18 protein-coding genes are annotated in these 13,068 nt (G+C 41.4%); 12 read left to right on the top strand and 6 right to left on the bottom strand.

The window, feature by feature from the left end; all coding sequences use genetic code 11:
• Window positions 1-80: 80 nt before the first annotated feature.
• The 5 genes from NH399_RS15815 to NH399_RS15795 all read right to left on the bottom strand — a co-directional run bounded on the left by NH399_RS15815 (window position 81) and on the right by NH399_RS15795 (window position 2,965).
• Window positions 81-560, bottom strand: coding sequence for a phage terminase small subunit P27 family (locus NH399_RS15815; protein ID WP_253041761.1), 480 nt, complete (start codon window positions 558-560; stop codon window positions 81-83).
• Between the two features lie 22 nt (window positions 561-582).
• Window positions 583-978 (bottom strand): HIRAN domain-containing protein, encoded by a 396-nt coding sequence (locus NH399_RS15810; protein ID WP_253041759.1) that lies wholly within the window; start codon window positions 976-978, stop codon window positions 583-585.
• A 231-nt stretch (window positions 979-1,209) separates the two neighbouring features.
• Window positions 1,210-1,953: a BRO family protein gene (locus tag NH399_RS15805; RefSeq protein WP_253041757.1), complete on the bottom strand. Its 744-nt coding sequence runs from the start codon at window positions 1,951-1,953 to the stop codon at window positions 1,210-1,212.
• Window positions 1,954-1,967: 14 nt separating this feature from the next.
• On the bottom strand, window positions 1,968-2,432 hold the full coding sequence (locus tag NH399_RS15800; protein WP_253041755.1) for a BRO family protein: 465 nt from the start codon (window positions 2,430-2,432) through the stop codon (window positions 1,968-1,970).
• Window positions 2,433-2,518: 86 nt separating this feature from the next.
• The gene (locus tag NH399_RS15795) at window positions 2,519-2,965 is read right to left on the bottom strand and encodes a hypothetical protein (RefSeq protein WP_253041753.1); all 447 of its coding nucleotides are present in this window, start codon (window positions 2,963-2,965) and stop codon (window positions 2,519-2,521) included.
• Window positions 2,966-3,927: 962 nt separating this feature from the next.
• Here NH399_RS15795 and NH399_RS15790 point away from each other — a divergent pair.
• From NH399_RS15790 to NH399_RS15750, 9 genes are all read left to right on the top strand, one after another.
• Window positions 3,928-4,527 (top strand): hypothetical protein, encoded by a 600-nt coding sequence (locus tag NH399_RS15790; protein ID WP_253041751.1) that lies wholly within the window; start codon window positions 3,928-3,930, stop codon window positions 4,525-4,527.
• Window positions 4,527-4,874, top strand: coding sequence for a RusA family crossover junction endodeoxyribonuclease (locus tag NH399_RS15785; RefSeq protein WP_253041749.1), 348 nt, complete (start codon window positions 4,527-4,529; stop codon window positions 4,872-4,874). Before NH399_RS15790 ends, NH399_RS15785 begins: the two co-directional genes overlap by 1 nt.
• Entirely contained in the window at window positions 4,871-5,203 is a 333-nt protein-coding gene (locus tag NH399_RS15780) for a hypothetical protein (protein WP_253041747.1), read from the top strand. Before NH399_RS15785 ends, NH399_RS15780 begins: the two co-directional genes overlap by 4 nt.
• A 15-nt stretch (window positions 5,204-5,218) precedes the next feature.
• Window positions 5,219-6,850 carry a toprim domain-containing protein gene (locus NH399_RS15775; protein WP_253041745.1) on the top strand — a complete coding sequence of 544 codons (1,632 nt, stop codon included), beginning with the start codon at window positions 5,219-5,221 and terminating at the stop codon, window positions 6,848-6,850.
• Between the two features lie 44 nt (window positions 6,851-6,894).
• Window positions 6,895-7,077 (top strand): hypothetical protein, encoded by a 183-nt coding sequence (locus NH399_RS15770; RefSeq protein WP_253041743.1) that lies wholly within the window; start codon window positions 6,895-6,897, stop codon window positions 7,075-7,077.
• Window positions 7,078-7,301: 224 nt separating this feature from the next.
• Window positions 7,302-8,936, top strand: coding sequence for a DNA polymerase (locus tag NH399_RS15765; RefSeq protein ID WP_253041741.1), 1,635 nt, complete (start codon window positions 7,302-7,304; stop codon window positions 8,934-8,936).
• Window positions 8,937-8,958: 22 nt separating this feature from the next.
• A complete protein-coding gene (locus NH399_RS15760) occupies window positions 8,959-9,714 on the top strand; it encodes a DNA cytosine methyltransferase (protein ID WP_371876086.1) in 756 nt (251 codons plus the stop codon).
• A complete protein-coding gene (locus tag NH399_RS25955; protein WP_371876085.1) occupies window positions 9,695-10,561 on the top strand; it encodes a hypothetical protein in 867 nt (288 codons plus the stop codon). Before NH399_RS15760 ends, NH399_RS25955 begins: the two co-directional genes overlap by 20 nt.
• Complete coding sequence (locus tag NH399_RS15750; protein ID WP_253041737.1) at window positions 10,522-10,986, top strand: hypothetical protein; 465 nt, start codon at window positions 10,522-10,524, stop codon at window positions 10,984-10,986. The genes NH399_RS25955 and NH399_RS15750 overlap by 40 nt, the downstream gene beginning before the upstream one ends.
• Here NH399_RS15750 and NH399_RS15745 read toward each other — a convergent pair.
• Window positions 10,953-11,510: a hypothetical protein gene (locus NH399_RS15745; protein ID WP_253041735.1), complete on the bottom strand. Its 558-nt coding sequence runs from the start codon at window positions 11,508-11,510 to the stop codon at window positions 10,953-10,955. The two genes, NH399_RS15750 and NH399_RS15745, sit on opposite strands and share 34 nt — an antisense overlap.
• A gap of 61 nt (window positions 11,511-11,571) precedes the next feature.
• Between NH399_RS15745 and NH399_RS15740 the strand changes: the two genes are divergently transcribed.
• From NH399_RS15740 to NH399_RS15730, 3 genes are read left to right on the top strand one after another with little or no spacing between them, the layout of a single operon-like run.
• Window positions 11,572-11,853, top strand: a complete 282-nt coding sequence (locus NH399_RS15740) for a hypothetical protein (protein ID WP_253041733.1) — start codon at window positions 11,572-11,574, stop codon at window positions 11,851-11,853.
• A gap of 57 nt (window positions 11,854-11,910) precedes the next feature.
• Window positions 11,911-12,216, top strand: a complete 306-nt coding sequence (locus NH399_RS15735; RefSeq protein ID WP_253041732.1) for an HNH endonuclease — start codon at window positions 11,911-11,913, stop codon at window positions 12,214-12,216.
• 22 nt (window positions 12,217-12,238) lie between these two features.
• On the top strand, window positions 12,239-12,649 hold the full coding sequence (locus NH399_RS15730) for a hypothetical protein (protein WP_253041731.1): 411 nt from the start codon (window positions 12,239-12,241) through the stop codon (window positions 12,647-12,649).
• Window positions 12,650-13,068 lie beyond the last annotated feature (419 nt).

The following is a 13,068-nucleotide window of genomic DNA, read 5'->3' as shown; positions in this document are numbered from 1 at the left end:
CACTGACTGATTTTTCCGCGTATTCGATGATATCTTGAGGGGTTAAAAAGTAAGGTCCATTACTAATTTAAATCTCCTTATTACAATCCTTTATTTTTTAAATAATCGTCAAGCGGGTCCGTTCCGCTATCAATGTCTTGCACTGTACTAACTTTGCTCCTTGCTGCTGGTGTAGCACCAAACTCTCTAAGCAATGTTAGGATCTGATCTCGTGTTTTATTTAACTGAGGTGCTACAGGGTTAAGTTTCTGAACCGTAAACCCGCCCGTTGCTACATGATCAACCAACATTCCTTTTTCTTTAATGATGGCTTTTAAATCTCGGTAATCACTCATTAGCTCACAGAACATTGCAAGCGCTGGCGCATCTAACACCGTCAATAAGTTACAGGCGTTAAACTCTCGCGCTAATGAAAGAAAGTCTCTTTTCTGGTCCTCTTCAAGATAGTCGGGAGGACTAGCACCACGGACGGGTTTTGGTTCATTGGGGTTTGTTCGGTCTGGTCTTGCAGTTCCCTCTAGTTCCTTGAGGACTGTCGGTTTCTTTGGGCGTCCTGCCATTTATTCTCCTTTGTCTATAACGTTAATTGCCTTTTAGTTTAGTGTAGTTTTCTTTGAGTCCCAGAATATCCATATAGATTTTTACTCCACCACGATCACCTAACCACAAATTTCTAATTCTGGGTAACAATTTATCAAACAAGTCTTTATCGGCTATTTCTTTTGCAACTTCTTTAGGTACATACCCAATATGAAATTTTTTAGTTCTGAACCAACCTTTTTTCAGTGCCATCACCTTAATAGCATTATCATCGTGTTTATTATGTGGCTCTGATTCCAAATAAAACTCTGGATTTGAACTTGAAAACGTTTTATGAATGGCCTTTTTTCTAAAGCCAACACCAGAAACGTCAATCTCGCTATAAAAGATTCGATACCCTTTTGGTATTGGTGGCTTGAAATACTGATTGTTGCTCATAAATTATCCATCTTGCAATTTTTATCAGCGCGAATTGAACGGTGTAAAGCGTTGTATGTCAAGCCTTTTGACAGAAAAAAGCCTTAGCCATTTTGACGGTGTGAAAATAACACTGGCGGGCGGTCAGAGCGCCTTTTAACGCTAGCTATTAGATACCCCTTACCCCCTTGAGAAAGTCGCTCAGAGGGGCTTAGAGACGCCTTAAAGATCACATCCGGATCACCTCAATGATCAGCTTGCTTTCTTCTGCTTCAAGTCACCTCTTGGAATACTTTGTTGTGCTAACTTGGCTAAGCCTTTCGGTGTGATTCTAATCTGTGGTTCAATCTCCTGATAACCATAAGGCCCCATAATAGAGCGCGCTTTGTGTTTCAATAAACCAGCATTGAGTTTATCTTGATAGGCGTACAGATTGTTGGTGAAAGCCTGTCGATAAATCCATTTCTCATTGAGCATCCACTCTTTTAAATCAACGGGCCTAATGTCTAATTTCTTAGCTGCATCTCTACGTGATAACGTATTCTTTGCACAGATTAATTTATCATGCGCTTTTACTTTGGGCTTATCTTCTTCCGCCTGTGCTTCCAGTTGTTCAACTTTAATCTCTGACTCTAACAGCCATTGAGCCACTTGCTTCTTACTGATGTCATCAGGGTTCATCATATACCCGCCTGTTTTGCGAATACTGGGGAGCACCTCAGAAACAACCCAATCCTCAAAGCGTTCTGCACTGGGAAGCTTTGAGCGCATGATAAGACGAAATACATCACTCTCAGGGATGATTTTGATTGATTGAATTATACCGTTTATAGGGGTCGATGTTTCGTCGACCCTCTTACAATGGCGGCGTACAGTGTCAGCAGGAGCTTTATACCCCAAAGCCTCGGCGACATCTTTAGCCACAAACCATGGCTCACCGTCTTGCGCAATGATACGGATGTTATTTTGTTCAAATTCAAATGGGATTACGTTCATAGATTTAAATGTCCTTATTGTGTTTTACATAAGTTGTATTGGTAAGTAAGACAGTCTTCAAATGTCTTAAACTTTTCCTTTAGTTTTTCGTGTTCCTGTAGCAAGTTCAAAGTGAACTTAAGTAATTCCTTATCTGGCATACTTTGGATGCTATGTGTCACTTCCTCTCTTTCAATCTTAGGCATCACCTCTGTGACAATCCAGTCCTCAAGTTCGAATGAGTTAGGTAACTTGGATTTGACAATCAACCTTAAGACTTCACTTTCAGGAATTATCAGATAGCCACGTGGCGGTATATCCTTATCAAGTAAGTTTGCAGCGCTTAAATGTTTAATCGTTTTACAGTGGCGTCTAATAGCAGAGCAAGGTTGCACATAACCCAGCACCTCGGCAATATCTTTACCAATGAACCAAGGCTCACTACCACACACCACCACTCTGATTTTTTGACTATTAAACTTGAAAGACAGAATATCCATTACTTTAAATTTCCTTATCTGGATTAATTTCTATTTACTAAGAGGCTGGCTAAACGACCAACCTCAAGATTCCTTTTCAACTCGCTTTAGTGCACCAAGTAAAGTAAGGCTCTTTTCTTTCTGTCGTTCTCTTCAAGCACCTTCTCCATCTGTTCGATTTCTTGGTTAGTCTTGTTAATAAAATCAACTAACTCAGCTTTACGTAAGCTCATCAAATGACAACCGGTTTCTAGGTCGTTAAGGGATTCCTCGACCCACTCAAGCCACACTTCAAAGTAGGGCATGTTTATTTTGTCATTGTGTACAATCAGTTTACGGACCTCTGAAATTGGAATCATAAACTCTGAACTTGTCCAACCTTGGTTGGTGTGAGTTACGATCCCATCAACCTTGCTGACCATATCCACGAGTTGCTCGATAGGTTTATCTAGGTTTGATAAAAATCCAATATGCTTTAAGTTGAACCATAGCTCACCATTAAGTTTGTGAACTTGGATAGGCATGTTTCGATATTTGATAATTGTGCTAATCATAAATGTTATTTTCCTTGTTTGATTAATTTCTGCCTACACCCCGTAGGCATCGTTAAGATTAATTTCAGATTGGCCAAAGGGCCGCCCCTTCTTCTAAAGTAGAGCGACCATAGAATCAGACCACTTTTTGAACTCTTTAAGCGGGACTGAAAGCAGAACTCAAAGCCGCCCCTTCTTCTAAAGTAGAGCGACCATAGAATTGAACGTGTTTGAGCCATGTCTTTAAGATGATCTTAGAGACTATCTTGGAGAGTATCTTTAAGCAGTCTTTAAGATGATCTTTAAGGTGTCTTTAAGATTATCTTTAAGGTTATCTTTCTTCCTAAGTAGAGCGACCATAGAATTGATGGTTTTTCAACCACCAAAATAAGCCTGACACAGCGCCTTAAAACGGTCCCTTTCTTCCTAAGTGGAGCGACCATAAAATTGACTGCTTTTTACACAGAAAATAGAGGTCAAGCAAAGCCACACAAAAGCGCCCCTCTTTCTAAAGTAGAGCGACCATAAAAATTCAGTGTTAAAAACTTCATATTTTCAAAATCCATTGGTAGAGATCTCAGAGGGCCCCTAAGAGATCTTCTAAGCGGTGAACATGAAAGCCGAATGCAGTTAGGTGGGCGACTTTAAAAGCCTCATAAAGCCAGCTCACAGGCCCTTTAAATAGACGGTGACTTTTACAAAGAAAACAAGAACTTTCCATGGTCGCTCTACTTTAGAAGAAGGAGCGGCTCGAAAAATCTATGGTCGCTCTACTTTAGAAGAAGGGGCGGCCTCCCAAAGGACAACTTTTTAACAACGCAAGGAGCGTTACACATGACACGACAATTCTTGATTAACTACATGCGTGACCAGTTTGGTTACGTCCCAAGAGAAATCACACCTGCTATGCAGATAGCTGCACAAAGCGCATGGAGCGCGACACATTAAGCAAGACATAAACAACAATCAAAAAGGAATTTAATTTGACGAATAACAAAAACGTACCATTCACCACAGGCGCAGGGCGTGCCGTATACCCGTCACTTACACAACTGGATACCAAGTTCGATGCAGAGGGTATTTACAAAGTTGATTTGGTGATGAGCGTAGAAGAATCAAAGCCTCTTAGAGATAAGATTGATAAGTACTTAAAACACTACGTTAGCCAAGTCTCAGAGAAAACCGGAAAGAAGCAAGACGCATCAAAGTTTCGTGTGCCGTATGAGTTGAACGACGATGGCACCTACACCGTAAAGTTAAAACAGAGCGGTGTCATTAATGGCGACTCTGTAAAGCTGGTCTTTTACGATGCGAAAGGAAAACGCATTAAGGAACTTTCAAAGCTCTATGGTGGTTCGACTATCAAAGTCGCAGGGACTATGCGCGGTTATGTTAACGGTGCTAACAAAGGAGTGACTTTAGGCATCTACGCGGTACAAGTAATCAATCTTGTAGACACCTACGAGCGCGATGCTGAGGACTTTGGCTTTACCGCTGTAGATGGGTTCGAGTTTTCCGAAGAAGGCGCAGAGAATCATTTTAGTGCCTCTACGAGCGACGATGCAGAGGACTTTGACTTTTGATGATAACGGAATGGGTAACTGTGCAAATAAAACCCTTGTCAGCGAATGAAATGCACTTAGGCAAGAAAACGGACACACCTAAATATCGACAGTTTAAAGCTAAGTTTGCACGTCTTTTACCAGATATAGAAGTGCCAAAAGGTCCGTTAGTGTTATCAATCATCGTTGGTGTAAGCCATCGAAACTCTGACTTAGATAACACTTTCAAGCCATTTTTAGACACCTTGGCGAACCGTTACGGATTCAATGACCGTCAGGTGTATCGAATTATTGCCACCAAGAAAATCGTTAAGAAGGGAGAGGAAACATTTAATTTCAATTTATCAGAATATCAAGGAGAGACATGATTTTATATTCAACGGCAAACCTTAAAGGTCAACTAAAGATTGTTGGAGAGGCGCTATTAACACATGGCTACATCGACAAAGAATATGCATTACAAGTCAAAGGCGTGCGCAATCTTCACGATGTCGTGATGCGCCTACGTAGTCTCGGCTGGAATATCAAAACGAATCGAGACAAAACCACAAGGCTCTATACGCTTGTTCGTAACGTGTCGCAGGAATCAGAATTTTTGATGTTGGCTATCAACAATTCATTACATCGTGCAGATTTCAAACTCGCGCAAAAGCAATCAGAAAAGCTGAATAAATTACTTAAATCACAATTACATTAAAACAGGTTTGATTATATGGATGTATCAAACTATGAACGCAAAGAGAGCTGCCCCCAGTGCGGCTCTAAGGACAATCTAGCGCGATATAAAGACGGTTCGTCGCATTGCTTTGGTAATGAGTGTAATTACTTTGAGCAGCCCACAGACGGGCAACAAGGAAGTTTAAGGAAAGGGCAAGGGAAGCCCAAAGTGTTAAAAGATTCTATACAGGGAGAGACTAGAGCTTTAAGTAAACGCGGTATTAATCAGGCAACGTGTAAGTTATTTAACTATCAAATCGGAACCTATCAAGATAAGCCCGTTCATATCTGCAATATTTACGATGACAAAAGAACGCTGATTGCTCAAAAGCTACGGTTGCAAAACAAGGACTTTAGAGTAATCGGAGATTTATCAAGTAAACCACTTATAGGTATGCACCTCTGGACAGGTGGGAGAAAGCTTGTAATCACAGAGGGCGAAATTGATATGCTCTCGTTGAGCCAAGCACAAGGGAACAAATACCCCGTTGTGAGTTTGCCAAATGGCGTGCAATCAGCGGTTAAAGTTCTGCTAGCTAACCTTGATTATCTTAAGCGATTCGACGAGGTGATTTTGTGTTTCGACAGTGATGATCCTGGACAAACGAGTGCGGAGGCTTGTGCTAAACATTTGCTAGGCCATATAAAAATCAAGCTTGCAAAATTACCGCTCAAAGATGCTAACGAACTGTTATTGGCTGGACGTGAAGCTGATTTAATAAAAGCTATCTGGAATGCGCAGGAGTATAAACCAGCGGGCGTTTTAAAGATTGCTGATATCTTAGAGTCTTGCCTAACGCCTCCCGTTAAAGGTGATCCTTGGTGGTGTGAAGAATTGACGCGGTTAACCTATGGCAGACGTTACGGCGAAATCTATACACTGGGTGCGGGTACTGGCGTTGGGAAAACGGATTTTTTCACACAGCAAATCGCTTATGACTGTATAGAACTCAATGAACCTTGCGCGGTGTTCTATATGGAGATGAACCCCGAGGAAGCTGCAAAGAGAACCGCAGGGAAAGCTCAAGGAAAGCGCTTTCACTTGCCCGATGGAAGCTGGGAGACTGGCGAACTGAAAGACGCCTTAACACACCCAAAGCTTTATGAAAATCTTCACCTTTACGATGCGAACGGCGTTACTGATTGGGAGAGTATACAAGGAGTGATGCTTTACTATATCGGTCAGGGTGTAAAACGATTTTTCATCGACCATCTAACAGCAATGGCAACAGGAGCCGAAGAAGACGAACGCACCGAGTTAGAAAGAATCATGAAGGGACTCTATGAGATTGCTAATCGATTAGGTGCAATGATTCATGTTATTTCCCACTTAACCACACCAGACGGAAAGAGCCACGAGGAAGGCGGACGGGTTACTATTCGACAGTTTAAAGGAAGTCGAGCAATCGGCTTTTGGTCATTCTTCATGTTCGGAATCGAAAGAAATCAACAAGCCGATGATGAAGAAGATAGACACACCTCAATTTTAAGATGCCTTAAGGACAGGCTCACAGGTCGTTCTGTTGGCCATACCATCCCATTAGGGTACAACTCAGACACCGGAAAGATGTTTGAGGCTGAAACGGAATTCAGCAACCCATTTAACGAACACCCACCAGATTTTTAAATAATCAACACAACACACAATTAATCAATTAGGAAATTTCTATTATGGATATGAAGCAAGCAGAAGAAATCAAGCGCGTTCACTTCGAGTTATCAGATACAGAAGTGAGAGAGTTAAAAGACGTTTCCGACTTACTTTATTTGATGGAACGTCGCAACGATTTAAAACACCTTGTTACACGTCGAGCGTTAATTAATACGCAGTTAATTCTAAACGCATTGCAGTAATGGATGTCTCCAACATGGAATGATAAGGAGGTGTAAGAATGCGTCTTGTCTTCGACATTGAGACAAACGGATTATATTTTGACGCAACGAGAATTCACTGTATCACCGCTATCGACATTGACACGGAAGTTATCAAAGAGTTTAGGCCGCACGAGATAGAGCGAGGGATTGACTATCTTAAGTCGGCCTCATACCTCACTGGGCATAATATTATCAACTTTGACTTGCCAGTCATTCAAAAGCTTTACGGTGTCAATCTAAAACTGACCTCAGAGATTTACGATACCTTAGTAAGTTCGAGACTTATCTATTCGAATATTAAAGACATTGATTTTCAGAATAGAGGCCGTTTTAAGTTGCCCAGTAAATTATTAGGCTCTCACTCGTTGAAAGCTTGGGGCTATCGTCTAGGCAATCACAAAGGCGAGTTTGCAGAGGTTACCGACTGGCAACACTTCACTGAGGAAATGCTTGAGTATTGCACACAGGATACAAAGCTTAATTTAGATTTATGGAGGAAATTACAGAGCAAGAACGTATCACAGCAAGCTTTACAACTGGAACACCAAGCGGCCTTTGTGCTTTCTCAACAGGAACGAAATGGGTTTTGTTTTGATGAAGGAAAAGCCATTAAGCTTTATGCACACCTCTCACAAAAACGTTCAGATATTGAAAGGGAAATTCAAAAGCGTTTCAAAGGTTGGTGGAAATGCGAAGAAGCCAAAAAGGCAAAGCGTACTATTAAACCTAAAAAGGGTTCTAACGCTCTCGCAACGGTCAAAGGAGCGGAATACTGTAAAATCAAATGGATTGACTTTAACCCAAGCTCAAGGCAGCACATTGAGAGAGTGTTAACGAATAAGGGATGGAAGCCGAAAGAGTTTACACCAAGCGGCCAAGCTAAAATTGATGAGACTATCTTGTCAAAACTGCCTTACGAAGAGGCAAAGCTTTTTGCTAAGCAATTCTTGTTACAGAAACGTATCGCACAACTTGCCGAAGGTAATCAAGGATGGTTAAAAGCAATAAGACAAGGAAAGATACACGGTTCTGTTAATCCTAACGGTGCAGTAACAGGGAGAGCAACCCATGCTTACCCGAATGTGGCGCAAGTACCATCCGCGCGCGCTCCTTTTGGCCGTGAGTGTCGGGAACTATGGACAGTTCCCAACGGCTGGTTTTTGTTAGGGACCGATGCAAGTGGTCTTGAGTTACGCTGTCTAGGTCATTTCATGAGTCGCTGGGACAATGGCGCATACATCGATACGATTCTAAATGGTGACATTCACACAGTAAATCAGAAAGCGGCGGGACTGCCTACAAGAGACCACGCGAAAACATTTATTTACTCCGTATGTTACGGCGCTGGTGACCAATTGGTTGGTTCAATTGTTGAACCTCACTCAAGTGCACAAAAACAAAGGAATATTGGTAAAAAGTTAAAAACTAAATTCTTTAATAGTGTCCCCGCCTTAAAGTACCTCAAAGACGCCGTAGCAAAGGCCGCTAAGCGTGGTTTCATTGTGGGCCTTGACGGTCGACCTGTTTATATCCGTTCGGCGCATGCTGCGCTTAATACGCTGTTACAGTCAGCAGGTGCATTGATTTGCAAGGCGTGGATTGTGGAACTTGAAAGGTTGGCAATTGAAGCAGGGTTAAAACATGGGTGGCATGGTAATTTTGCATACTGTGCGTGGGTTCACGATGAGTTGCAGATTGCTTGCAAGACAAAGGAAGTCGCAGAGCACTTATCAAAGCTTAGCCAAGACGCAATAAGAAATGTAGAAAAGATGTTTTCTTTTAAATGTCCTCTGGCTACCGATTCAAACATTGGTAAGAGCTGGTATGAAACACACTAAGTATTTTTTAAGGATTGAATAAATTAAAACGGAAAAACTGAAAGTCTTAGACCTGTTTTCAGGTATTGGCGGTTTCGCACTGGGATTAGAAAGAGCTGGACTTGAAATAGTTGGTTTCTGTGAAGTTGATGAACATGCAATAAATGTATTAAAGAGGCATTGGCCTGAGACACCAATTTACAACGATATTAGATACCTTGATGTAGGGATGCTTAAAGATGTCGATGTGATTTGTGGTGGTTTTCCTTGCCAGGACATTTCAAAAGCCAACACAAAAGGAAAAGGTTTACACGGTACGAAATCAGGTTTGTGGTTTGAGTTTTTTCGAGTTATCAAGGAGGTGAAACCAAAACATGTACTTATCGAAAATTCAGCGAACCTTAGACATCGAGGACTTGCAACCATCCTCAAAAATTTACATGACGTCGGGTATGATGCGGAGTGGCACGTTATCCCATCTAGCGCCTTTGGTGCGAATCACCAAAGAGCGCGATTGTTTATTATTGCCTACCCCAACACACCGAGATTACAAAGACCTATCCTCAACGGGGATTCCCTGCCAATCAGCAACAAAAAGGAAAAGCCCGAGTTTACTAGTGAGGGCGTATCAAAATGGTTTGCCAAGTGGATACAAGGACTTGTTATATCAAGAGACTATGCGATTTCCCAAAGGATGGCACGAAGTGCAATAAAACATTACGGAAATAGTTTAGACCCGCATATTGCACAGTTTATTGGGAGTGAGCTATTAAAGTTTAATAAGGAGGTTACCAATTAAGAGGGTTTTAATTTTAGACGGTGATCCGTTCGCATGGAAAGCGGCGGTTGCTCATGAAAAACAAATCGATTGGGGTGATGGGATTTACACCGCACACACAAATATTAATGATGCAATCAAGAGCGCAATTAAACAGATTGATAAAATTGCAGAGAAGTTAAATGCTGAGGTAGTGTTTTGCTGGAGTGACCCAAGCGGTTACTTTAGAAATGAGCTTGGAGATTACAAAGGCGGTCGCAAGGAAAGTATCAGGCCGCTCTGTCTCGAAGATATCAAGGAAGGTTTGGCAGAGCATTACGAATCCTTCATGCGCCCAAAACTTGAAGGTGACGACATCATAGGAATACTGATGACAGAGCCACGCTATAAACAGGGTTATGAAAAAATCGCTGTGTCTATTGATAAGGATATTCAGACGATACCAGGACTATTCTTTAACCCCGACAAAGACGCATCGCCAAGGCTTATCACAGAACAAGATGCGGATAACTTTTTTTATGCTCAATGTATCGCTGGTGATATCACGGACGGTTACTTTGGCGCTCCTAACTTTGGCATGGGAACAGCTCAACGACTGCTTAAGGAAATGAAAAAAGTTGAGCTATACGAACACACGTTAACGAGAGGAAAACGCAAGGGAGAGACAGAGCTAAGGCGTAGAGAGGTATCATGCGGTGACCCTTGGGAAATCGTTTTGAGCACTTACAGCGTTAATAATTTAAGTGAAGAGGTCGCACTATTGAACGCCCGCATGGCGCGAATCTTAAGGGCCTCTGATTGGGATAATGAAAAAAAGGAAGTGATTCTATGGACACCACAAAAACAGAAAGAAGAAAAAGCAGCGTAAAAAGCAATTGCATCTATTACAGTCAGTCAAAAGGTTGTAATGTCTATAGTTGTCAAGATTGTATCAAACAAGGTGCTGGTATTGGTGAGTGGTCAAGAAGCGGCTTTGAAACGACCGAGCGGGGTTATCCTGACTCGGTAAGAGTTCGGGCTGGAGTTAAAGAAAGCCAATCTATAACTAGTTCTGGCGGTTCTTCTGGCTATTACGATTTCACCATTACAAATCAAAAAGGTGAATCATTAGAGGTGACTTGTAATGATGTAATTCGTTGCATGGTCAATAATGATTTTGATTTAGGTAATATCGTTAAAGCAGCTAGAAGAATCTCAGAGGCCCGCCAAGGACGAGGCAAGGCGGGCGTCAGTGTTGATTATGATGTGAATAAGATTATTTATTTTTCTAGGCTAACCAACTCAGCATCTTGAAGTCGAACTTGCCGCCTTAAATTTAGTGCTGATAGATACTGAATAATGGGAAAGAGGTAAAATAGAGACGAAATAAATGTAGTCAAGGTGACGATAGTGAATGCGCTTTTAGCAAGAAACTCTTCGCTGCTTAGAGCAACATCAAAACTTTTTATAGAAACTATAATTAAACTAATAGCTATCCCGATGAAAAGTACTGACAATATTACATCCTTCGCATTTACTTCTACTTCTATTTCCTTTTTCATATCTTGCTTTAAGTATGGGAGGCAGCACCACAATTGGGTCCAACTAAAAAATCCGTTATAGCGGCTATGAAAGTCTATTAGTGATCTTCGTTGTTCGGCGTCTGCTTTAATGCCTGTTCGCAGCTTGAATAGGCTCATTTGAATAAACTCTTTAGCGTCTTTTAGTTCTACGCCTTGAAGAAGTTCTTTATCAATTGCGTTTATCAGAAGCTCTACTTTCTTTATGGTGTATTTTTTGTAGTCAAAAAAAGGTTTGAGGGGAGCAAACGGATTCATAGTTTAATTTCCTTTAAGTTAGATGTTGAGAAAGGTCCAATTGATACATTAACACAATAGTATGAAAGAAAATAAAACACAATGGTTAATAGCAGTCTTGGGGATTACCTTTACAGTTCTCCAAGGCTTCACTACCTACTATACGCGCAACGTGGACGCGCGACTAAATCAGATTGCGGTCAAATTAGATGAGACTCGCGAAATGTCCATCGAGACAGCCGCAAGACTTGCCGCGATTAATCAACGACTCTCACAAACTGAGAGTCAATTAAAAGAAATACACCGGACAGCCTTAACGAATCAAAAAGACATCGCGATTGTTAAAGCTGTAGGTAATAAATAATAAGGAGGTTTAAAGATGCCGCAGAGAGCGCCTAGAGGATGTCGCAAAAGAGGCTGCATGCAATTAACAATAGAAAGACATGGATATTGTCAGGAACACTCAACCCTTGCCAGTTGGGGCAAGTGGCAAAGCGAACACGGAACATCGTCACAACGTGGCTATGGTGCAAAGTGGCAAAAGCTAAGAAAGGAAATCTTAGCGCGTGATAAATATTTATGTCAGATATGTCTCTCAGCAAGTCGAATACAAGCAGCGCAAACCGTTGATCACATCATATCGAAAGCACGAGGCGGGACCGATGATCCCAATAACTTGCAATCACTTTGTTATCCATGTCACGACTTTAAGACAGCTAGGGAATAGCTTAAGGAGAAAACAAAAAGGAATGTTATTTGATGTTTTGAAAATGGCTGTGGGTCCATTAACTTCATGGCTAACTCATAAAAAGGAAATCAAGAAAATCAAAACAGAGACACAGTTGGCAGTTTTAAGGGCTGAATCTCAAAGTAAAATCAGACGTGCAGAAAATCAGGAAGCCGCAGACATCAATCTCGATTTGGTCGCATTGAAAACTCGCGGTTGGAAAGATGAATATTTGTTAGTGATTGGAACCGTTCCGATAATTTTATCGTTTATCCCTGATATGCAGATTTACGTTAAGCAAGGCTTTGAAGCGTTAAAAGAGACACCCGAATGGTACTGGTATTTAATGGCCGGACTCTTCATTGATACGTTGGGCTTTCGTTCGCTGCTTCGCGGCATCATTGATAGCACGTTACAAAAGCGCTTTAAATAGAGCCTTGTGCTACACACGTGCATAATCTTGGCACTATAAGCACCTAACAACTCTCAATAGGTTATAAAAAGCCATATTCTTACTTCTCTGGGTTGCAATGCATCTCTCGTGTGGATAAAATGCGTTCGCTTTTTGAGCTGAGTCTAGAATGTCACGGATAGGACATTGGGTATTTTTTATTGCCACGGGCTTCTCAGAAAGTTTGTTTGTACTTTTTAACTCATTAAGGTGGAAATGGAGTTCTCTTGAATGAAAGTTGCGCTTTATTGCATTGCTCTGAACGGATATCCAGAGTGAACGGAAAAGGACTCGTTCTAACGCATTAGATACAAAGCGCTGTTAATCAATCTTTGGTAAGCAATTTTTTGGGGCATTACTTTAGCCCGATTGCGTACCTGGCGTATATACCTATTTTTCTA

This window comes from Pleionea sp. CnH1-48, assembly GCF_024124665.1.
Classification (GTDB): Bacteria; Pseudomonadota; Gammaproteobacteria; order Enterobacterales; family Kangiellaceae; genus JAMXSB01.
This window is presented reverse-complemented; position numbering and strand designations above follow the sequence as displayed.